This window comes from Microbacterium sp. NPDC090225, from assembly GCF_044772365.1.
In the GTDB taxonomy this organism is placed as follows: domain Bacteria; phylum Actinomycetota; class Actinomycetes; order Actinomycetales; family Microbacteriaceae; genus Microbacterium.
Genome location: NZ_JBIVYS010000001.1, coordinates 2,440,863 through 2,463,868 on the forward strand (window position 1 = coordinate 2,440,863; position 23,006 = coordinate 2,463,868).

11 protein-coding genes are annotated in these 23,006 nt (G+C 68.3%); 8 read left to right on the forward strand and 3 right to left on the reverse strand.

Going from position 1 to position 23,006, the window contains the following annotated elements; all coding sequences use genetic code 11:
- Window positions 1–120: 120 nt before the first annotated feature.
- From ACIQTT_RS11775 to ACIQTT_RS11810, 8 genes are all read left to right on the forward strand, one after another.
- On the forward strand, window positions 121–1,041 hold the full coding sequence (locus ACIQTT_RS11775; protein WP_402789925.1) for an aldose 1-epimerase family protein: 921 nt from the start codon (window positions 121–123) through the stop codon (window positions 1,039–1,041).
- 234 nt (window positions 1,042–1,275) lie between these two features.
- Window positions 1,276–2,646 (forward strand): RNA polymerase sigma factor, encoded by a 1,371-nt coding sequence (locus ACIQTT_RS11780; RefSeq protein ID WP_402789928.1) that lies wholly within the window; start codon window positions 1,276–1,278, stop codon window positions 2,644–2,646.
- Window positions 2,647–3,432: 786 nt separating this feature from the next.
- A complete protein-coding gene (locus tag ACIQTT_RS11785; RefSeq protein WP_402789930.1) occupies window positions 3,433–7,590 on the forward strand; it encodes an SdrD B-like domain-containing protein in 4,158 nt (1,385 codons plus the stop codon).
- 856 nt (window positions 7,591–8,446) lie between these two features.
- On the forward strand, window positions 8,447–10,525 hold the full coding sequence (locus ACIQTT_RS11790) for an Ig-like domain-containing protein (protein WP_402789933.1): 2,079 nt from the start codon (window positions 8,447–8,449) through the stop codon (window positions 10,523–10,525).
- A gap of 96 nt (window positions 10,526–10,621) precedes the next feature.
- Window positions 10,622–11,107 carry a hypothetical protein gene (locus ACIQTT_RS11795; protein WP_402789936.1) on the forward strand — a complete coding sequence of 162 codons (486 nt, stop codon included), beginning with the start codon at window positions 10,622–10,624 and terminating at the stop codon, window positions 11,105–11,107.
- Window positions 11,104–12,702, forward strand: a complete 1,599-nt coding sequence (locus ACIQTT_RS11800) for a LuxR C-terminal-related transcriptional regulator (RefSeq protein ID WP_402789938.1) — start codon at window positions 11,104–11,106, stop codon at window positions 12,700–12,702. Before ACIQTT_RS11795 ends, ACIQTT_RS11800 begins: the two co-directional genes overlap by 4 nt.
- Window positions 12,703–12,874: 172 nt before the next feature.
- The gene (locus ACIQTT_RS11805; protein ID WP_402789941.1) at window positions 12,875–19,828 is read left to right on the forward strand and encodes a GEVED domain-containing protein; all 6,954 of its coding nucleotides are present in this window, start codon (window positions 12,875–12,877) and stop codon (window positions 19,826–19,828) included.
- A 66-nt stretch (window positions 19,829–19,894) separates the two neighbouring features.
- Window positions 19,895–20,584 (forward strand): hypothetical protein, encoded by a 690-nt coding sequence (locus ACIQTT_RS11810; RefSeq protein ID WP_402789943.1) that lies wholly within the window; start codon window positions 19,895–19,897, stop codon window positions 20,582–20,584.
- A 146-nt stretch (window positions 20,585–20,730) separates the two neighbouring features.
- On the opposite strand, the gene ACIQTT_RS11815 is transcribed toward ACIQTT_RS11810, so the two are convergent.
- The 3 genes from ACIQTT_RS11815 to ACIQTT_RS11825 form a co-directional block, all read right to left on the reverse strand.
- Window positions 20,731–21,483 carry a GntR family transcriptional regulator gene (locus ACIQTT_RS11815; RefSeq protein ID WP_402789945.1) on the reverse strand — a complete coding sequence of 251 codons (753 nt, stop codon included), beginning with the start codon at window positions 21,481–21,483 and terminating at the stop codon, window positions 20,731–20,733.
- A 182-nt stretch (window positions 21,484–21,665) separates the two neighbouring features.
- The gene (locus ACIQTT_RS11820) at window positions 21,666–22,370 is read right to left on the reverse strand and encodes a hypothetical protein (protein WP_402789948.1); all 705 of its coding nucleotides are present in this window, start codon (window positions 22,368–22,370) and stop codon (window positions 21,666–21,668) included.
- A gap of 238 nt (window positions 22,371–22,608) precedes the next feature.
- The gene (locus ACIQTT_RS11825; RefSeq protein WP_402789951.1) at window positions 22,609–22,977 is read right to left on the reverse strand and encodes a hypothetical protein; all 369 of its coding nucleotides are present in this window, start codon (window positions 22,975–22,977) and stop codon (window positions 22,609–22,611) included.
- Between the last annotated feature and the right edge of the window lie 29 nt (window positions 22,978–23,006).

Here is a 23,006-nt window from a genome sequence, read left to right on the forward strand (position 1 = left end):
CACGAGCTGGGTCCTGAGCCTGGTCGACACTGGGTCCCTGAGCCTGTCGAAGGGCCCCGCCGAGACACCCGGTTCCTGAGCGAGCGAAGCGAGACGAAGGACACAAGTAACGTGGATCCAATGACCCCCACCCCCCGTTCCGGCCGCCAGTTCACGATCTTCTCCGACGGCTACGAGGCGACGATCGCGAGCGTCGGCGCCTCCTTGCGCGCGTTGACCTTCCAGGGTCGCGACCTGGTCGTGCCCTTCGAAGCGGATGCCGTGCGCCCCGCCTACCGCGGAGCCACCCTCGCCCCGTGGCCGAACCGTGTCGTCGACGGCACCTACTCGTTCGGCGGTGTCGATCACCGGCTCGCACTCACCGAGCCCGCGCGCGGGCACGCCCTGCACGGGCTGCTCGCCTGGACCGACTGGGACGTGGTGGCGACGGCATCCGATCGGGTGACGCTGGAGGCGACGATCCCCGCGCAGGACGGCTACCCGTTCCGCGTGATGGTGAAGACCGAGTACGCGGTCGGCATCGACGGACTCACCCAGACGGTGACCGCGACGAACCTCGACGACGTGCCCGCGCCGTGGGGCACGGGACCGCACCCGTACCTGTGGGCGGGCGACGGCGGCGTGGATGCCTGGACGCTGAGCCTGCCGGCATCCGAGGTGCTGCTCGTCACCGAGGATCGCCTGAGCCCGGTGCGCGTCGAGTCCGTGGAGCTGGTGCCCGAGTTCGATTTCCGTGAGGAGCGGCTGATCGGTGAGACGTTCATCGATCACGCGTTCACGTCTCTCGAACGGCATCCGTCGGGTATAGCCGCGGTGACGGTACTCGCGGCCGACGGTCACGGCGTCGCGATCACGTTCGACGAGCGTTGCCCGTGGGTGCAGGTGCACACGGCCGACACCCCGCTGCCCGAGACGAACCGGATCGGCCTCGCGGTCGAGCCGATGACGTGCCCTCCGGATGCCTTCAACTCGGGAGTCGACCTGGTGGTGCTCGATCCCGGGGAGTCGCACGCGGCGGCCTGGCGCATCTCCGCCATCTGACGCCGCCGTCCGACACCGCCGTCCAGGGCCGACAGATTCGCGAGTTTCACTCGTCTTGAGAGTGCGGGCCCACCCGATCAGGGCCCGCAACATTCGCCCTCACTTATCCACAGTTCGCCCCCGAGCCGACGCTTGGTGATGCCACACGTCGGCTCGGCGGTGTATCGTTGCCGCTCGGCGACAGCATGCTCGGTTCTGCTGCGTTCCCGCCCCTGCGACTCGATGAGGAAAGTGATGACGGACGCGCTTCCCCCGGATGCGTCGGATGCCGACACGGCGTCCGAAGACGACTCCGTCGATACGCCCTCTCTCGACCCCGACGCCACGGCGGAGATCGTGCGCCGGGCGGCGACCGGCGATCGCGATGCGGCGGGCGAGTACTTCTCGCTGATGCTGCCGTCGCTGACCCTCACGGCCAAGCGGGTGGCGGGGATCACACACGATGCCGATGACCTGCTCGGCGATGCGCTGCTGATGGTGCTCGCCAAGTGGTCGCAGGGCACAGGCCCGACCGAGAACGTGCCGGCGTACATCGCGCAGACGATGCGCAACCGCATCCGCGACGACTTCCGTTCGCCGCGGTCGAAGGTCGCCCCGCTCGACAACGTCGAGGAGCCGGCGTCGAACGCCGATCCGCGCATCCGCGAGCTCGAGATCGAGTCCGAGCTGGCGATCGTGCGCAAGGCGCTCGCCGAGTTGCCGTCCGACCAGCAGCGCGTGCTCGTCGCGACCGTGCTCGAGGGGCGCAAACCGCGTGACCTCGAAGAGCACATGGCGCGTCCGGCATCCGCGATCTATTCGCTGTCGCGTCGGGCGAAGGGCAATCTGCGCCGCACGACGCTGCGTCTGCTGCTCGAGGAGAACGCCCGCCCGGAGTGCGTGGCCGCCGCGCAGTTGCTGCCCGAAGCGGTGGGCGACACACCCGAGGGCACCAAGGGCGGCCGCTCCGCCGACCACTACCGCACGTGCCCGTACTGCCGTCGCTCGTGGAAGCGGTTCGCCGGCCTCGCGACGCTCGGCGTGCTCCCGCTCGCGGGTGCGGTGGCGCTGGCGGGTCCGGCGGGCACGGCCGAGGCGAGTGAACTGCCGGTCGACGGTGCGGAGCCCTCGGCGTCGGCGGATGCTCCCGCCGATGCGGGTTCCGGGTCGTCCTTCTGGCACGAATGGGCGCGCACGACGGCGATGCTCGCGGCGGCCGCGACGGCGCTCGTGCTCATGACCGTGGTCGTGGTGACGTTCGTCACGAAGACGTGGTTCTTCGCCGAGACGCCGCTGGGTTCGCTGAGCATGACCTCCGAGCAGGTCGACGCCGAGCACAGCGAGTTCGACATGGCGATCACCGTGCAGGACGAGTCGTTCACCCTGGGCACTCTCCGGATGGATCTCTCGGTCGATGTCGAGTCGGTCACCGCGCCCAGCGGGTGGAACTGCCTGGTCGAGGGCGGTGACGTCTCGTGCACCACCGACCGTGAATCCCCGAGCGGTGGACGCTTCGAGGTCGCGCACGAGTCGGCCGGCGAGGTCACCTACGACATCGGTTTCGACGGTCGCACCGAGGGCGGCGCGATGCTCAACGGAACAGCCCGCGGCACCGTCGGCGACTGATTTTCGGATTCCGCCGACAGATTCCGGCGCCCGACCCGTCAACTCAGTGTGGGGAGTTGCTCCCCACTCGACCCTCCCCAGTGTCGAAACCCGTTCGTTCGGGTTGCTGGGTGGAGAAGCCTCCCCAAGTCGGCTCGCCTCCACCCAGCTCTTCAGCACTCTGTCTGCACTGGGGTTCGCGGGAGGCGGGTCGATGGGATGGGGGAGCAGGATTCGAATGGCAGCACATGCTTCGCCGCGCGCAGCGGCACACGACCGCACGCCCGAACGGGGCGTGCTCACGCGCGAACGCGGGCACGACCTGCATCGCGTGCGCGGGTTGTCTGAGGTCAGGGGGCGGATGCTCTCCGCAACTCGCCGACGACACCGCACCGTGGAACCACGCGGTGCCGGAGTGATCCGCGGGCGATTCGAGCGGGTGGGGTCGCCGACCCCGCCCGCCGACTCACCGGCTGGGTCCCTGACTCCGCAACCGGCTGGGTCCCTGAGCCTGTCGAAGGGTCTCAACCCCCACGAGGTCCGCGTCACCGTCGTCATCGAAGACGCGCAGGGTTTCGTGCACCACTACGAAGACATCGTGACCACATCGCAGGCCGCGACCGACGCTCTGAAGACACTCGCGCACGTTCGCGCGAAAACCGTAGTCACTTAACGACAGATTTAATCACACAAAGTTTCCAGTTTCGCGTGAGCGCTACCCGAAGTCTCACCAGGTGGAAGCATCCGAAGCTTCCACCTACGGGGAGCAGTTCTTTCGCGCATCACTTGGCTAGGGGAAGGGCCATCATGACTCGCACGACCGCGCGCTCGCGCGCACTGACCAGGACCATGGGGGTGGCTGCGGCGCTGAGCGCGCTGTGTGCCGGCCTCTTCGTCGCCACTCCGGCATCCGCAGCGGCGACGCTCGCGCTGACGATCGACCAGACGACGGGAACCGCGCCGTTCTCGGCCGATGACGCCGCCGGTAACGACTCCGGGCCCGACAACGACATCATCCGCACGAACGACACCATCTCGTACAACCTCGGCATCCGCTTCGAGGGCGACGACCAGACCACGCCGACCGTGCGCTTCACGGTTCCGCGCGGTCAGGAGCTCGTGAGCCTGCCGCCGTTCTGTCTGCCGGGCTCCGGCGCGACGCCGCAGACGCTCCCCGCGCTCACCCCGCCGATCACCGGCACGTCCTGGCAGTCGTACCCCACCCAGGATGTCGTCTGTGTGCTCGACGACCAGACCGGTGGCACGTCGCTGAACTACCCCTTCGTCACGCGGGTCAAGCCCGAGGTGACGAACGGCACGACCATGGATCCGGTCGTCTTCGAGGTCTCGTCCGACCAGATCCCGGATGCCGTCGCCACCGAGCCCCTCTCGCAGACGGTGTCGGCTGCGCCGCGGTTCGATCTGTCGAAGCGGTTGCAGGAAACATCGGTCGACCAAGGCCCGCTGTTCCAAGGGACTACGGCGTGCGTTCATGACGCAACGCTGGCGTGCCGTCAGTTGACCTACCCGGTGACCATCAGTGTTCCCGGGGGCGGTAAGGGAGTCGCACCGCTCGGTTCGTCGATCGTCTTCGAGGACAACCTCGACCCCGAGTCCTTCTACGGAGCAACCGTCTGGGCGCAGATGGTGGCCAAGGCCGGATCGGAAGCGGCTGCAACCGCCGCGTATGCACCCATCTTCCGTAACTGCACGCCGATCACGGCCTCGAGCGGGTTCCGGACGTCGACGCCGTATTCGGCGCTGTCCCTCGGTGCGTACGCGAACACGACCAATTCGGTTCGCAACTCGGGGTCGGTGAGCTGCACTTCGGGTCAGCCGGGTGAGAACGGTGTCATCACCATCACCGGTGCCGACACGACCGGCTCGACGGTTCCGACGACGACGGGCTCGGGTAACGCGATCACCGGCGGGGTCGGTTACATCGTCACGCTCGAACTGCGAATCCACGTGCCACAGGCCGCGCTGGTGGAGTTCGGCACCGGTCCTGCGAACTCGTTCTCCCTGAGCACGCACAACGAGTACGTGAACGTGCAGATGACCGGCATCGACGGTACGCCCGCCGTCGATGACCCCACGAACAACGCGAGGGATGCCGTCATCACCGCGCAGGTCAGTGGGAACTTCGACAAGGCCTTCACGGGGGTGTTCGGACAGGCAGGTAACACGCCCACCCAGGCCTTCGCTCCGGGTGGCGCATTCGAAGGACCGCCCGGATCGGGTGTTCGCAAGGACGGCAACACCGTCGTCATGCCAGGACAATCCGTGCAGAGCGTGCTCAGCCTCAACGAATCGGCGCCGGCGGGCTCCGGCACCGCCTTCACGCGAACCCTCGTGGGCTGCGATGTCTGGGATGCTGACCGCCTCGCGCTCGCGGGGAACCCGTCGTGGACAGGTTTCAACCCCGCGTTCTACCCGAGCAACGGATCGCCGGTGTACCTGGCGCAGTATTTGCAGGCGAACGCGGCGTTGCCGGCCAGTACGCTTGGCACGCCAGCCTCGGGGGCCCGAAATGTGACGGTCGAGTACAGCATCGGAGCCGCCGGCGCCGGTGCCGCTGCCAACTGCGCGACGGGAACCTGGGTCACCGATCCGAGTGATCTCGTTACCCCGACCGTCGATGCCCAGGGCCGCACAGTGTGGCCGGGCGTCAACCGGGTGCGAGTGACGTTCAACACCGAGTGGCCCGTGGGGACGAGCTTCGGTGACGTCAACCTCAGCTTCGCGATCGGGCAGGTCGTTCTCGACTCCGACAGCACGGAACCGATCGGCAACTGGGCTTCCCGGATCATCTCCCAGGGAGTCAAGACGTCGGCTCAGGCCACGACGGATCCGGCGCGAGTTACGGCCCTGCCGACGTATAACAAGACGACGCATTCGGGTAATTTCGGCGACCGCCTCATTCAGGGCGAGGGCATCGTGCGCGTGCAGAAGTACGTCGAGAACCTGACCACCGGCCAGTTCGTCGACGACACGGTGCCGCAGTACACCTCCGGCTCGAACATCCGCTACCGCCTGAACCCGTCGCTCACGACCGCGGTCGCGGTCGAAGGCAACCCGGCTCTCGTGGTGATCGAGGACTGCCTGCCCGAGTACCAGGTGTACGGCTCGACGGTCCAGGGGGCGAACGCGATCACGCCCGAGGTGGTGCAGATGGGCGCTCCGGCCGATGCCGAGATCGCCTGCGCGGCGAACCGCCAGTACGTGCGGTACAACCTGGGTGAGCTGCCGATCGGTGCGCCGATCGAGCCGCTGATCGTGACGGCCGAGATCATCTCGACCGCCCGCAACGGCGTCTACACCAACCAGGTTCTCGCCTCGTCGCCGATCGACGGCAGCCCGGCGAACCTGCGCGACGACGACGTGCAGATCCAACTGGTCGTCCCGACGGGCATCAAGGTCGCGAAGACGGTCAACAAGCCCGTTATCGAGGTCAACCCCGAGGGTGTCGAGACGCCGCGCACCGTGCAGTGGAGCGTCTTCTTCGCGAACGTCGACTCCCCGCAGAACGTCAGCAACGTCGACGTGATCGACGTGCTGCCGGCCGACGGCGTGAACAACAGCGACTTCGAGGGACAGCTGGTGCTCGACTCGGCGACCGCGGTCGCGGGTGACGGCATCCGCATCCTCTACACCGCGACCCCGTCGGCCGCACTGGTCGTCGCTCCGGGAGACGCCTCGAACGGGGCATCCGGATCGACCGTCTGGTGCGACGCCGTCTCGGGCGCCGTGGTCTCGGGCAATGGCACGGCGGCGGACTGCCCCACGGCGAACGGCGAGGTGACCGGACTGCGCTTCCAGCGCCCCGGTGCTTTCACCCCGGCGACGCCGTTCCAGGTCGACATCGCCATGACCCCGGTCGGCAACTCCGGAGGTGACGTCTACAACAACGTCACCGCGGGTCGCGCCGATGGCGTCACGCAGGGCGTCGGCCCCGCCATCCGTCGCGTCGAGATCATCTCGTCGTCGGTCGGCGACCGTATGTGGGAAGACGTGAACGGCGACGGCCTGCAGAGCGAGGGTGAGCCGGGCATCGCCGGGTTCCCCGTGCGACTGGTGGGTACCGATCTCGATGGCAACCCGGTCTCGCTCGAGACCGTCACCGACGAGAACGGCGCCTATGCGTTTGAGAACCTCGCCTCGGGTGAGTACCAGGTGATCTTCGATCCCAACGGGCTCAACTCGAACACCACGTTCACGACGCAGCACGCAGGTGACGACACGACGATCGATTCGGATGCCGACGTGACGACGGGTGCGACCCAGACGTTCACGCTGGCACCCGACTCGGCCGACCCGACGCTCGACGCCGGACTCATCATCGACCGTGACTTCGACATGGTGCTCGACAAGCGCTACATCGGAGCGACCGATCTCACCGATGACAACACGTCGACGGTGACCTACGAGCTCGATGTCATCAACAACGGCACCGCCGAGGGTACGTACGACCTGGTCGACGCGCTCGACTTCGGGGGCGACGTCGAGATCGGTGACGTCGTGGTCGAGAACGTGACGCCCGGTGAGGTCGACACCAATCCCGACTACGACGGCGTGGAAGACACGACCATCGCGTCGGGTGTCACGCTGCCGGGTGAGTCGACGCACACCTACCGGGTCACGATCGATGTGACCGTCGCGACGACCATCTCGGTGGTCGAGGCCGAGTGCACCACGACCACGACCGAGACGGGCGGCGGCTTCCTCAACGAGGCCGAGCTCACGGTCGACGGCGTCACGGTGACCGACAAGGCCTGCGGTGACATCGACGTGCCCCCGACCGATGGGGGTACGACGCCGCCGGGTGGCGCGACGCCTCCCACCGGTGGCCTCGCCATCACCGGCGGAACGATGGTCGGCATCGGAGTCTCGATCGCCGCTCTCGCCGCGCTGGCCCTCGGCCTCGTTCTGACGCTCCGTCGTCGCCGCATGGACGAGACCGTCTGACCAACCTGTGAACGCCCGGGCCCGGCTCACGCCGGCCCGGGCGTTCCCCTGCCCCCACTACCCACACCCGCTTCCTGAGCGAGCGCAGTGAGACGAAGGGCCGCCACCTTCCACCGAAACGAATCCACCCCCCCGTCCGACAGATTCCACCTCCGAACCCGTCTTGTATGTAGCGCCTTCGGACTCCTGCTTCCGGGGCGTCGCTCCGACGTCCTCCCATCCCGTCGGAGCAATCGGGGGGATCCGCATCTTTCTGGATGCGCATCACTCGACGACGGCCGGCCCTCCTGCTGCGGGGCCGGCCGTCGCTTTTGTCTCCCCTGACGGCGATCAAAACGGGTTATGGGAATATCGCGCATTAACCGACATATTCGGTATCCCATCTCGTCTTGGTAAGTGACGCTCTGAGAGCCGGGCCCCCACGGCTCGGGCGTCAGGCGGTCGCTCCACCTCCAAGGGGCGACCGCCGCTTCTCCTCAGAGTTTCCTCACCCCGTCCTCAAAACCTTTCGAGAAATGTTTTGGCGTGCCCGACCGATTTCCCCAGCCACCACGTCTTGCTTAGTGGGCCCGGAGTTCTGACTTGGGACGCTCGGCATCGATCCACCACGGGTGGAGGGCGCTTCGCCACATCCGTGGACGCTCTGTTCGGTGCGTGTCGTCAATGACGGAGACTCCACGGCTTTGGAGAAAAACGAACGAAGCGCGTAATGAACGCGCGAGTGCGGCGTCTTAACGTCGGGGGCTACGCCGACCGCTGTGCTTCGAAACGGGATGAGGGAACTGGGATGAATGGGAATTCTGCAGTGCTCCGAAAGCGCTCGCGCGCGACGGGTGCACTTCTTGTATTGATGGGCATGGTCCTGGCCATGTTCTCCGGGGTGCTTGCGGCTCAACCGGCGAGCGCCGCCGAAGTCAACGGCGTCACGAGCGTCGACATCGTCAACGCGCCGCCATATGTGAAGGATGCGCAGTACCAGGTCGCCGCGACCTGGGCGGTGCCGGACTCGGCGCAGCCGGGCGACACCTTCACCCTCAACTTCCCCGACGCTCTCGTCGGGTTCGGCGCCTCGATCAACCTGCCGGATGCCGATGGCAACATCGTCGGAACCTGCGAGGTGACGGCGAATCAGTTCGTCTGCACGCTCACCGACTTCGTTGCCGACCACAACAACGTGCACGGCACGCTGAACTTCAATGCGAAGTTCGTCGAGACCTTCACCGAAGAGCAGATCGAGTTCACGACCGGAAACAACGTGACCATCGTCACCGACGTCGAGGGTGGCGTCGGCACGGCTGGCCCCGACACGGCTCCCGGTTCGCCGACCAAGTTCGGTTACCCGAACGACGATGGAACCTCCATGACGTGGAACATCGACGTCCCCAGTGAGGACTTGGGCGCAGGAGCCAATCCGATCATCACCGATGACTACGACGCTCCGCTCGTCTTCGACCCGTCGCGCCTGACCGTCCGCTCGATCGCCAAGGTCGACTGGGAGCAGCGCGCCGACTCGTCCAAGTGGACGTACCTCGGCCAGGGCACCGGAGCCGGCTCGTACACGCTCACCAACCGTCCGGTCGACACGGCCTTCGACGTTCAGCTCAACGGCGCGAACACCGACGGCACCCGCGTCTACCAGGTGCAGGTCGTGATGGACTGGCCCGAGGGCGCTCAGAATGGCGACGTCTTCAACAACAGCGCGGTCGTGAACGGGACGACGTACTCCGCGACGCCTCTCCCGTATGCAGGCGCCGGCGGTGGCGGCGAGGGCGACAACCTCGGCGACCTCGCACTCACCAAGACGGTCACCGGTTCGGGCGCCCCGCAGGTCGCGGGCACCTCGTACACCGTGAACTACTCGTACGGCACGACCTCGGGTCAGCTCACGGTCACCGACGGTCAGACCACGTCGCTGACGGACATCCCCGAAGGCGCGGTCATCACGCTCGCCGAGGTCGCGGCCACGGGCACGGGCGTCGTCTACGGCACGCCGATCTACACCGGCACCGGGGTCACCGACAACGGCGACGGCAGCGCGACGGTCACGATGATCGACGGCGAGATCGCCATCGGTCTCGAGAACCCGGTCGAGCAGCTCCTCGGCGGCTTCGACGTCACCAAGACGGTCACGGGCACCGGCACGGGAGTCGTCACCGACGCGGAATACACCGTGAACTACTCCTACGTCGTCGCGGGCGAGACCGTCACCGGCGCGCTCACGATCGCGGCCGACGAGACCGCCGGTGTCGACGAGCTGCCGGTCGGCACGGTCGTCACGCTGTCGGAGGTCGCACCGACGGCTGCCAACGTCACCTACGGCACCCCGGTCTACACGGGCACCGGGGTCACCGACAATGGCGACGGCTCCGCGTCCTTCACGGTCGGTGAGGGCACCGTCGCGGTCGGCCTCATGAACCCGGTCGACTTCGACCTGTACTCGTTCGCCGTGACCAAGACGGTGACCGGAGACGGTGCCGCGAAGGTCGTCGACATGGCGTACTCGGTGAGCTACAGCGCGATGGTTCCGGGCGAGACCGAGCCCCGCGAAGACACCTTCGAGGTGCGCAACGGCACGGTCTACTCGATCCTCGAGGTGCCTGAGGGCACGGTCGTCACGCTGAGCGAGGTCAAGGCGACGGCTCCGGGCGTCACCTTCGCCACCCCGAAGTTCTCGGGCGCCGGCGTCACCGACAACGGCGACGGCACCGCCACCTTCACGCAGGGCGCGGGCCTCGTCGAGATCGGTCTCGAGAACGCGGTCACCGCCGTGCCACCGACCACGCCCCCGACGAAGCCGACCACGCCTCAGGGGTCGTCGACCACGTCGCTCGCGATCACGGGTGCGGACTCCACGCCCCTGATCGTCATCGCCGGACTCCTGCTGGCGTCCGGAGCGATCGCCCTGGTGGCTCGCCGCCGCCGCGGCCAGGCGTAAACCGCTGACAGCCGGGGGCCGCGCATCGCAAGGTGCGCGGCCCCCGGTGTACCCACCGCCGACCTGCTCGGCCGAGATTCCCGACCGAGGAACCACATGAACGTCACCACCGCGAACGCGGCCCGTGCGCAGGCCGCACGTCGCCGCCATGAACAGGCCCGCCGGGTGGTCTCGACCGTTTCGGTCGTCTCGCTCGGCCTCGCGACGGTCATCGCCATCCTTCTCGTCGCCGACATCCGCGGCGCCGCTGCCGCCGGCCTCGCAGCGGCGACCGTCGTCACCCTCAGCATCGGATGCTTCGCCGCCGCGCTCTTCGGCAACCTCGCCCTCCTCGGTCACCGCGCGCAGGCGATCGGCGCCCTCGGCGCCGCCGTCACCGTGGCCACCGCGGCCCACACCATCTGGATGATCTGGGCGTTCTTCAACGCCCCCACCGCCTTCGCCGCGCAGTCGCCCCTGTTGTGGGGCGGCATACTCGCCACCTTCGTCCTCGCGATCGGGGCGACACTCTCCCGTCACACGACTTCGGTAACCTCGCCCCACTCGACAGCCCATCCCGCCGCAGAATCCCGAGCCGCATGACCGACGACTCCCGAGAGCCCGCCTCTGCCGACGTCGCCGATGCCTGGCCACGGGAGGAACGGCAGGCCGTCGTCGCCCAGATCCGTGCGGCGATCGACGCCGAACGCTGGGACGACTTCGGAGCCATCATCGACGACTACTTCTTCGCGCTCACCGCCGCCGAGCCGCATGTGCTGATCGAGGCGTGGCCGCGGGTTCCCCGGGAGTGGGTGGCCGAGCATCCGCGTCAGCTGGTCGCTTCTGCGTGGACCCACGCCATCTGGCGCTCCGCCGACCGCCTCGAAGAACGCGTCGAGCGCACCTTCACCCGGTGGGTGCTCGGGCAGGAAGAACCCGCCGCACGCGACACGATCACCCTGCACGCGATGGAGATCCGCCACCACCTCGTCTCGGGACGCTTCGTCCGTGCCAACGACGCCGCCGACGATGCGCAGCGGGCGATCAGTGCGGCAACCGAAGAGCGCGGCTTCGACGACATCCTCGGAATGGTGCTGCTCCACGTCGGACTCGCGCGACTCGTCGTCGCCGATCTCGGCCGAGCGGCCGAAGCCTTCTCCGAAGCCTGGCGTTGGAGCGCGACCGGGCTGCCGCACCCCGTCGCCCCGTACCTCGCCGGATACTGCGCCCTCGCGCACGCCCTCGCCGGCGACAACGCCCACGCGCAGGAATGGGTCGACCGCAGCGTCGTACCCGTCGAGACCGACCCGCACGTCATGACCCACCGCCTGCAGTACGCCGGGCTCCTCGCGCGAGCCCTCCTCGCCATCGGCCATTTCGACCACGAGTCGGCCGCAGAGATCCTCACGCGAGTCGGCCGCGGCGTCGAGTCCGGCGATCTCTGGTGGGTCGAAAGCCACGCGCGAGCGCGCCACGCCCTGCTTTGGGGAGACCGCCGAGCGGCGCTTCGCGACCTCGAGCACGCGCTCAACTCGTTCCCCTCGCTCACCCCACCGGCATCACTCGCCGGTGCACTGCTGCGCGCAGACATCTCCGACCTCCACCAGTCGCTCGGCAACCTCGAGGCTGCCGTGCACATCGTCGAACCCCTCTCCCGCGCCCAGGGCGACCCTCGTCTCGCCGTGAGTGCAGCCCGGGCCCTCATGATCCAGGGGCGCACGCACGAGGCCACCGAGTTCCTCGAACAGGCACACGCGCGGCTCGGGCGAGACGCGAGCGAATCAGCGCGCTGGCTCGTGCTCCGCGCGAACCTCGCCCACCTCTCGCGGGCCAGTCAGGCCGCGAGAGACCTGCTCGCACGGGTCAGGCGCTCGATCGACAACACGCAGACATACGACGCGGCGCAGGACGCGATACCCGGGGTGTACCAGGCGATCGTCGCCGACGCGCCGCTCCCCGGAGACGCCACCGCACGCTTCGTTCCGCCGCCGATGGTCTCGCTCACCCCGCGCGAGGAGCAGGTGCTCGGACTCCTCGCCGCGCACGCCTCGGTGCAGGAGATAGCCGAGGCACTGTTCGTCTCGCGCAACACCGCGAAGACCCATCTGCGGGTGCTCTACCGCAAGCTCGGAGTCTCCACGCGTGCGGCGGCGCTGGACGCATCCGCGCATCTCCGCCGCGGGCACCGCTCGGGGTGAGTTCTCGACATCGTTCTCACCCGGGGTGAGAACGGGGGTGAATTTTGCATCCTGTGAGGGTGATATTCGTTACCTGAGCTTTTCCTGAACGCGTGTTCATCGGAATACTGGGCCTCGTTCTGTCTCGACGCACCCGTCGTCGAGCGGTGGGGGAGGGAACCCAAGTATGCGTATGCGTAACCTGTTCGCGAGTGAGAGTCGGCGCCGGTCGACCGCTCGCAGTGAAGGACTCAGCAAGAAGAGGCCGGCACTCGCCGCGCTCGCGGTGACGTCGCTCGTCGTCAGCCTCATGTCGACCTTCGTGCCGGCCGCGGCCTTCGCCACGCCGACCACGAGCGGGACCGCGCTGAGCGCGGCCTTCAACGGACCGGCGACGGCAGACTTGATCGCGAAGCTCGCCCCGGGCAACCCGGGAGTGCCCTCCGCGCCGATCACACTCTTCACCGAGAACTTCGAGAACAACCGAGTCGGCAACCCTGTCCTGCTCACGAACTACGTCGGGGCCGGTGGACAGACCTACACCGCCGCAGCACCGTGGCTCGCGAACTGTAACGGCATCATTGTCAGCCACAGCATGCCGGCGTCGAGCCTGGGTAACTGCGCGACGGTCGACAACTCGTCGCACCTCCGCCAGATCGTATGGGCGCTCGGCTCGCACAACGGCACGGCGGGTCCCACGAACAACAGGGCTGTCGCGGCATACACCGAGGGCAACCCCGGCGCCAACCAGGTCGAGTTTGCCACGGTCAACCCCGTGCCGCTGGCCTCGGCCAACGGCCGCTTCCTCACCTTCAGCGTGAACGCGGCGGCGAAGAACTGCCCGCCGATCGCTTCGGCGCCGCTCTACAACTTCTCTCTCGTCTCCTCGGGTGGCGCCGCGACCCCCGTCGGCGGTCAGATCAACGCCTGTAGCTCGGGCTCGGTCGTCACTGCCCCCGCGGTCGGCGCGATCCCCGCATCTCCGGTGAGCGTCGGAACCTACACCTCCAACGGATCCGTGCTGTTCAATGGCACCTCGGTCGGCGTGCAGATGACCAACGCCAACGGCAGCGGCGGCGGCAACGACGCCGCGTTCGACGACATCCGCATCCTCGACGTCACTCCGCAGCTCGACAAGTCGTTCTCGCCCGCGATCCGCTTCGTCGGCCAGTCTTCGACCCTCACCTTCACGGTCACGAACACCAGCGAACTCGCCGCGAAGGCGGGCTGGGGCTTCGTCGACGCGCTCCCCGCCGGTCTGACCGTCGCACCGACCCCGAACCTCGGCGGCACCTGCGTCGCCACCCGCGCAGCGACTGCCGGTAGCGGAACGATCACCGTCACGAACGGGTCTCTGGCTGCCGGCCAGGCCTCCTGCACCATCACCGTCGACGTGACCTCGTCGACCGTCGGCTCCTACACCAACGGCCCCGACAACGTCACGCCGACCGGCCTCAACGAGCCCGGCACCTCCACCGTCGAGTTCCTCGCCTCCGATCTCGGCGATGCCCCGGCGAGCTACGGCACGACGATCGCCCAGGGCGGTCCGCGCCACGGCATCCTCGGCTTCGACTCCGCGGCCGGAACGTCGACTCTGATGCTCGGCGCGTCCATCGACGCCGAGGTCGACGGCCAGCCCACCGCCGCCGCCGACGGTGACGACAACACCGGCCTCGCCGACGAAGACGGCGTCGCCGCGCCGATCGTCATCAGCCCGGGCGTGCAGTCCGCCGTGGTGGTCTCGGCGACGAACAACACGGCCGCCGCCGCGACCCTCGCCGGCTGGATCGATCTCAACGGCAATGGCACGTTCGAGGCCGGAGAACTCGTCAGCGTCGCGGTGCCCGCCAACAGCGGCACCGCGAACTACACCCTCACCTTCCCCGCCGGCACGGCCACCGCCGATACGTTCGCGCGCTTCCGTCTGCTCCCGGGCGCCGTCGCCACGCCGCTGCCCGGCGGCGACGTGCTCGGCGGTGAGGTCGAGGACTACCCGGTCGTCTTCGCCGACCGCGCGCTCGACATCGTGAAGGAGTCGAGCCAGACGGCCGCGAGCCGCCCTGGCGACACGATCACCTACACGATCAGCGCGACCAACACCGGCGATGCCGCGTACACCGCCGCGATCCCCGCGGTCGTCTTCGACGACATCCGCGGCGTGCTCGACGACGCGACGTACAACAACGACGCGACCGCATCCGTCGGTGGCCTTCCGTCCTACCTCGACCCCGGCTTCCTGTCCTGGAGCGGTGCTCTGCCGGCCGGCGACACCGTCACCATCACCTACACCGTGACCCTCGCGGCCGGTGGCGACGGCGTCGTGCGCAACGTCGCCTGGCAGCCGAACACGCCGCCGGCCCCCGGCACGCCGCCGACCGACGTCCCGACCTGCGACCCCGCGGATGCCGACGGCAACGACCCGGTCACCGGCGAGGCCTGTGCGGCGACCGAGAGCCTGCTCCCGCGCCTCACGGTCGAGAAGACCGCGAGCACCGATGAGCTCCCGGCCGACGGAGACTCCGTCACGTACACGGTCGTCATCACCAACGACGGCCCCGGTGAGTTCACCGCCGGGTCGCCCGCGACCTTCGTCGACGACATGACCGAGGTGCTCGACGACGCGACCTACAACGGTGACGCCTCGGCGACCACCGGCACCGTCTCGTACGCCGAGCCGGAGCTGAGCTGGACCGGCCCGCTCGCGGCCGGAGCCTCGGCGACGATCACCTACACGGTGACGTACGACGCATCCAGCGGCGACAACGTGCTCATCAACACCGTCTGCGTGCCGGTCGAGGACGCCCTCGACCCGGCTGCCGCGTGCGACTTCGCACAGGTGCCCGCAGCCGCACTGTCGATGACCAAGACCGTCGACCCGGCGTCCGGCACCGCCGTCATCGCCGGCCAGCAGGTCACCTACACGCTGTCGTTCACGAACGACGGGCAGGCACCGGCCGCCGTCGACGCCCTCGACTCGCTCGAGAACGTGCTCGACGACGCGACGCTGACCACCGGCCCGACGGCCGAGGCCGGCCTCACCGCGACCCTGACCGGCACCGACCTCGCCATCACCGGTGAGGTCCCCGTCGGCGAGACTCTCACCGTCACGTACACGGTCACGGTGAACGACTTCGCCGATCAGACCGATCACGTGCTCGGCAACGTGCTCAGCAACGGCGACGGCACCTGCCCGCCCGCCGGTTGCGAGGAGACCGAGAACCCGGTCCGCCACTACTCGGTGGAGAAGGAGGTCGCCGCGACGACCCCCGAGATCGTGAACCCGGGTGATGTCGTCACCTACACGGTCACGATCGTCAACGACGGAACCGCCGCATACACGTCCGGCCTCCCGGCGACGATCAGCGACGACCTGTCGGCCGTGCTCGACGACGCCACGCTGACCGGCACGCCGAGGGCCGTGGTCGTCGGGCAGCCCGGCATCCAGCTCCCGGTTCCGACGTTCGCGTCGCCGAACCTGAACTGGTCGGGCGCGATCGCCGTCGGCCAGACCGTCACGATCACGTACTCGGTCGAGGTCAACGACCCGCGTTCGGGAGACGGAGAGCTCGCCAACGTGGTGCTGCCGACCGGCCCCGGCGGCGAGTGCGCCCCCGGCGAGTGCGAGACGGTGACCGCGGTGCAGTCGTACACGGTGTCGAAGTCGGCATCCGCGACCAGCGCCGTTCCCGGCGACACCATCACCTACACGGTAGTCGTCACCAACAACAGCGATGTGGACTACACCGTGGACGCTCCGGCATCGTTCACCGACGACCTGTCGGCCGTGCTCGACGACGCCGCCTACAACGGCGACGCGACCGAGGGTGCGACCGTCACGGGCAGCACGCTCACCTGGGAAGGCCCGCTGGAAGCCGGCGCGACAACCACGATCACCTACTCGGTGACGGTCAACAACCCGGTCTCGGGTGACGGTGTGCTCACCAACGCGGTCGTCCCCGACGGCCCCGGCGGCGAGTGCGTGCCCGACGAGTGCGGCACGGTCACCCCGGTGCAGGCGTACACGGTGTCGAAGGCGGCCTCCGCGTCGACCGTCGTCCCCGGCGGCACCATCACCTACACGGTGACCGTCGAGAACACCGGATCGGTCGACTACACCGACGTCGCTCCGGCATCGTTCACCGACGACCTGTCGGCCGTGCTCGACGACGCCGCCTACAACGGCGACGCCGACAACGGTGCGACCTACACGGAGCCGACCCTCAGCTGGTCGGGCGCGCTGGCCGCCGGCGAGTCGATCACCATCACCTACTCGGTGACCGTGAACGACCCGAACACCGGTGACGACGTGCTCACCAACGCGGTCGTCCCGGACGGCCCTGGCGGGAATTGCGTGCCCGGCGAGTGCGAGACCACGACCGATGTGCAGTCCTACACCGTCTCGAAGGCGGCATCGGCGACGTCGGTGCAGCTCGGTGGCACCATCACCTACACGGTGACGGTGACCAACACGGGTGGCGTGGACTACACCGCGGGCGCCCCGGCATCCTTCACCGACGACCTCTCGGCCGTGCTCGACGACGCCTCGTACAACGACGACGCGACCGGCGGCGCGACCGTGACGGGCAACACGCTCGCCTGGTCGGGCGCGCTGGCGGCGGGCGAGTCGATCGACATCGTCTACTCGGTGACGGTCAACAGCCCCAACACCGGCGACAACGTTCTCACCAACACGGTCGTCCCGACCGGCCCCGGTGGAACGTGCGACCCCGCAGAGGTCTGCGAGACGGTCACGCCGGTGCAGTCGTACACGGTCACGAAGACGGCGGATGCCGTGGACGTGATCCCGGGCGACACGATCTCCTACACGCTGACGATCACCAACACGGGCGAGGCGGCCTACACCGCCGACTCCCCGGCGGCGCTGACCGACGACCTCACCGAGGTCCTCGACGACGCGACGTACAACGGAGACGTCACGGGCGGTGCGACCTACGCGGCTCCCGTGCTGAGCTGGTCCGGCCCGCTCGCGGTCGGCGAGACCGTCACGATCACGTACTCGGTGACCGTGAACGACCCGATCACCGGCGACAGCCAGATCGACAACGCGGTGGTCACCGAGAACGGCGGAAACTGCGAGCCCGGCTCGACGGACCCTGCCTGCCTCGTGAACATCCCCTCGGGTTCGTTCACCGTGTCGAAGGACGCCTCGGCGACCAGCGCGCTGCCCGGCGACGTCGTCACCTACACGGTGACCGTCACCAACACCGGTGCGATCGACTTCACCGCCGATGAGCCGGCCTCGTTCGACGACAACCTCGCGAACGTGCTCGACGACGCGACGTACAACGACGACGCCACGGGCGGCGCCACCGTCACCGGTACGACGCTCTCGTGGTCGGGTCCGCTCGCCGTGGGTGCCTCGATCGAGATCACCTACTCCGTCACCGTCAACCCGGCGGGCCAGGGCGCGGGCGACCTCAACCTCGGCAACATCGTGGTCCCGACCGCCCCGGGCGGCGACTGCGACCCCGAGGGCGGGTGCGCCACCGACACCCCGATCGGCCAGTTCCAGGTCTCGAAGGCATCGTCCGGCACGGGCGAGGTCAACGAGGGCGACGTGCTGACCTACACGATCACCGTCACGAACAACAGCGCCGTCGACTTCACGGAGGACGCCCCGGCATCCTTCACCGACGACCTGTCGGCCGTGCTCGACGATGCGACGTACAACGACGACGCGACCGAGGGGGCGACCGTCACCGACGGCACGCTCTCGTGGGAGGGTCCGATCGCCGCCGGCGCCACGATCACCATCACCTACTCGGTGACCGTGAACGCGGCCGGTGACGGCGACGGCATCCTGACCAACGCGGTCGTGCCCGGTGACGGCGGTACCTGCATCGGCGACTGCTCGACCGAAGACGCCCTCCAGGCCTACACGGCCTCGAAGACATCGTCGGCCGCAGGCACGGTCACCGTGGGTGACGCGGTCACCTACACCGTGACCATCACGAACACCGGCGCCGTCGACTACACCGACGATGTGCCGGCCTCCTTCACCGACGACCTGTCGGCGGTGCTGGACGACGCGTCGTACAACGACGACGCGTCCACCGGTGCGACTGTCACCGGAAACACCCTGTCGTGGTCGGGCGCCCTCCCCAGTGGTGCGTCCATCGAGATCACGTACTCGGTGACGGTGCTCGCCGCCGGAACCGGCGACGGCGTTCTCACGAACGCGGTCGTCCCCACCGGTCCCGGCGGCGGGTGCGACCCGGAGGGCGAGTGCTCGACCACCGACGCACTCCGCTCCTTCACGGTCGACAAGTCGGCTTCGGGCACGGTCATCGGTCGCGGCCAGGTGCTCACCTACACGATCGTCGTGACGAACACCGGTGCTGCTGCCTTCACGGCAGATGCCCCGGCCACCGTCACCGACGACCTGTCGGGTGTGCTCGACGATGCGACCTACAACGGCGACGCCTCGAACGGTGCGACCTATGCCGCCCCGATCCTGTCGTGGTCGCTGGCGATCCCGGTCGAGGAGAGCGTCACCCTCACCTACTCGGTGACGGTCGACGACGAGCTCACCGGTGACCTCGAGCTGGTCAACGTGGTCACCCCGGGTGCCGGCGGAGAGTGCCTCGAAGAGGGATCCTGCATCACCGACACCCCGGTGATGGGCTACGTCGTCGCGAAGGTCGTCGACACGACGTCCACCGCACTCGGCGAGGTCGTGACCTACACGATCGCCATCGAGAACACGGGAGCGGCCGACTACACCGACGCCACCCCCGCGTCGTTCACCGATGACCTCTCGGAGGTGCTCGACGACGCGACGTACAACGGCGACGCGACGAACGGCGCGATCTACGCGGCACCGGTGCTCAGCTGGTCCGGACCGCTCGCGGTCGGCGAAGTCGTCACCGTGACGTACAGCGTGACGGTCAACGACTCGGTGTCCGGCGACCGCGAGCTGCGGAACGCGGTGATGCCCGGTGATGGGCAGCCGTGCTTCGACGCCTGCGAGACCCTGACCGAGGTCGAGGTTCCGGGACAGCCGCCGCTGGCGACCACGGGTCTGAACCCGTGGATCGTGGGCGGAGGCCTCGGAGTCGCGACGCTGGCGATCCTCGCCGGACTCGCACTGCTCCTGGTGCGCCGCCGTCAGAACGTCGCCGAGTAATCGAGAAGTAAGGCACAGGTGAACGGGCGGGGCCACACGGCCTCGCCCGTTCACCGCATCCACGACATGTCACGTATACATCTCTTAACTGTCACCCGTTTTGCGGCCGTACTCGCGATCGCGCTCCCGGTGCTGGGGCTGCTCGGCTTCGGCGGGGCTCCGGCGGCCGCCGCCGAGCAGACGACGCCGAACATCGCGGTCACTCTCACGAGCGACGCCGAGGCCCTCGCCGCGGGGGATCGGATCACCTACACCGCCGAGATCGTGAACAGGGGAGAGGCCGTGCAGGTCCGCGTGGTGCTCACCCCGCCCGCCTACGTCGGACTCGGCTCGCTCGACGATGCCGAGGTCGACGAGAACGAGGCGACCTGGTCGCTCACCCTCGGAGCGGCCGAGACGAAGACGATCGAGATCCCCGCACGGATCGGCGACATCCCCGACGCCGAGCTGCGGGCGACCGCGTTGCTGAGCCTGTACGTCGGAGATGAGACGAGCCCGCTCGTGCGCACCGCATCGGCCGACCTGATCGATGGAGTCGACGACGTGCCGACCGAGGTCAGTCCGCTGCCCGGCATCCTGCTCGCCGTGGGAATCGGGCTGATCGTCGTGCTGATCGGGCTCGCGGTCGTGTTCATCGTGCTGCAGCGTCGCCGTCGCGCCGCAGAGGAAGCCGCCAAGCGCGAAGCGTGGGTCGGGTATGCGCGGCGCGAGTCGCAGCCCACGGATGCCGGACCCGAGGAGCCGGGGAGTCACTGACTCTCGGGGTGGGGCCCTTCGATGGGCTCAGGGCCCCAGTGCTGTCCGTGGGCTGCTGAGCCTGTCGAAGCACCCCGCCCGCGGCAAGGTTCCGGCATACGTCGAAGGGCCCGAGACAGCGTGTGCTCGGGCCCTTCGAAGAACATCTAGCGGATGCCGAAGATGCGGCGCATCGCCGACTCGGCGCCGTCGCCGTCGCGGCGTGCGATCGCAGAGGCGAGATCGCGGCTGCCCGTGCGCGCGTCGTCGACCTCGTGCGACGAGTACGAGAGACGACGCAGCGCCCGCAGCAGCGAGAACTGGCGCTCGGTGATCTCGGCGTGGAGGATCGGGCTGCCGGCGCGTGCCGACAGGAAGAGCAGGAGTTCGAGCGCCGCCGTCGCGGCCTCGGCGGGCGAGCCGATGGCCTCGAGCAGTGCATCGATGCGGGAGACGGCGGTCGCGGCATCCGTCGTCGACAGTGATGCGACCGCCTGGCGGGCGGCGATGCCCCCGCAGTAGCCGGCCCAGCGACGGCAGTCCTCGGCGATCTGCCGGGTCAGCGGCGTCACGCGCGTGCGGCGTGACGGAAGGATCTCGACGAGCCCGATCTGCTGCAACTGCAGGATGGCCTCGCGCACCGGCGTGCGGGAGATGCCCATCTGCTCGGCCAGCTCGCGGTCGCGCAGCAGCTCGCCGTCTTCGAGGGAGCCGGAGGCGATCGCCGATCCGATCTCGGAGAAGGCGTCGTCACCCAGGAAACGGCGCTCACGGCGCAGCTCGGAGCCGTCATAGATCTCCTGCCGCGGAGTGGCGGGGATCTCGGGGCTCGGGTCGGCCGGGGCCAGATCTTCGACCGGGTGGGGAACCTTCAGGGCACTGCGGGGCCGTACGCGGACTTCGTCCAGGATGACGCTCATCTATCACCAATCGACTCACTGTGGAGGGTGAAGGGGGCGGCGCACCACACTCCGCCCCCTTCACGCGACACTCCCCTGGAGCCGCCGCGTAGATGAGGGAACCGACTACCCCTCAAAAGATTGACGAGCGAGCGTCAGGAATCTGACGCTCGCTCGTCGAATTGGCGACTGAGTGCAGGAAATCAGCTCTTGATCGGCAGCACCTTGAACTTGCCGGTCGTGCCCGGAGCGGGGGGAACGACGACGGCGAACTCGCTCTTGCCCTGCGTCGGGGCGATGACGACCTCGGCGGGGATGCCCGGTGCGATCACCGCGGCCGGGATGCCCGTGAGCACGCCCGCCTTGGTCGCGCTGGCGGTGAAGGCCTTGAGCGCCTTCTTGTCGAGGCTGGTGACGTAGGTCTGGAACTGCAGAGCGATCGCGTCGAACTGCTCGTCGGGGATGCTCGGGTGCGAGACCAGCACGGTGTCGACCGTCTGGTTGCCGTTCTTGACCTGCAGCCCGGTGTAGCGCTGCTTGCCGACCCAGCCGCGCGACCGGAAGTCGGCGAAGAGGTTCGAGCCCGCATTCTTGCGCGTGGAGAAGTGCACGATCAGCAGGATGATGCCGAGCGGGATGAGGACGATCGGTGCGAACGTGTAGACGTACGCCCACACCTCGCCACGACCGCTCGAGTACTCGAAGAGATCGGGGCGGAAGAGCGTCATTCCGACGAGGCTCCAGTTCCAGTCGACGGCCTGGCCGGTCGAGAAGAGGTTGAACGCGAACGCCGCCGCGCCGAGCCCGAGGCTCGTCCAGCCGAGACTCCCGACGGTGCGTTTGGCGTCGACGGCCTTCGCGAAACCTTCGGGCGTGGACAGTTGATGTTGGACGGTAGCCAGGGTCATGCGCCCGAGCATAGCGAAACCTGTGCAGCGACTATGGCTGCGGACATGGGGAGTAATCCCCACTGGGGTGGCCGGCATCCGCATGCAAAAGATGCCGACCACCTTCGGTGGGCGACACCCCCATGTCGCCCACCTGTGGCCTCGATATTCCCGGATCGAGGACGGAAGCGAAGACCGAGACTCCGCTTCCACATCTATTGACGGATGGAGTGCAGGAATCTGTCGCCGATTCCGGAAATCAATCGATCGACGACTCGATCTGCCAGCGGATCTGCTCGAGCGCAGCGACGTTCTTCTCGGCGTCGTGCGGGCTGAACGGGCGGTCGGGTGCGACGTCGAGCGAGATCTGCACCTCGCACCCGCGACGCATCGGGGTCGACGTCACGCCGACCTCCATCTCCCAGTTCCAGATCGTGCGCTTCGTGCGGAATCGCAGACGCTGCCGTGAATCGTCGACCTGCAGATCGGTGTGCTCGCCGCCGATCACGATCTGCTCGACGGCGGTAGCCACGGCATCCGTGCCGGCGTGCACGTGGAAGCGCGCGTGCGCGGCGGAGTCGGGCGCGGTCAGCATGCCCGGTGACCAGAGAGGGATTCCCTCGCTCATGTCGTCGTTCCTTTCCCCAGTTCGAACGA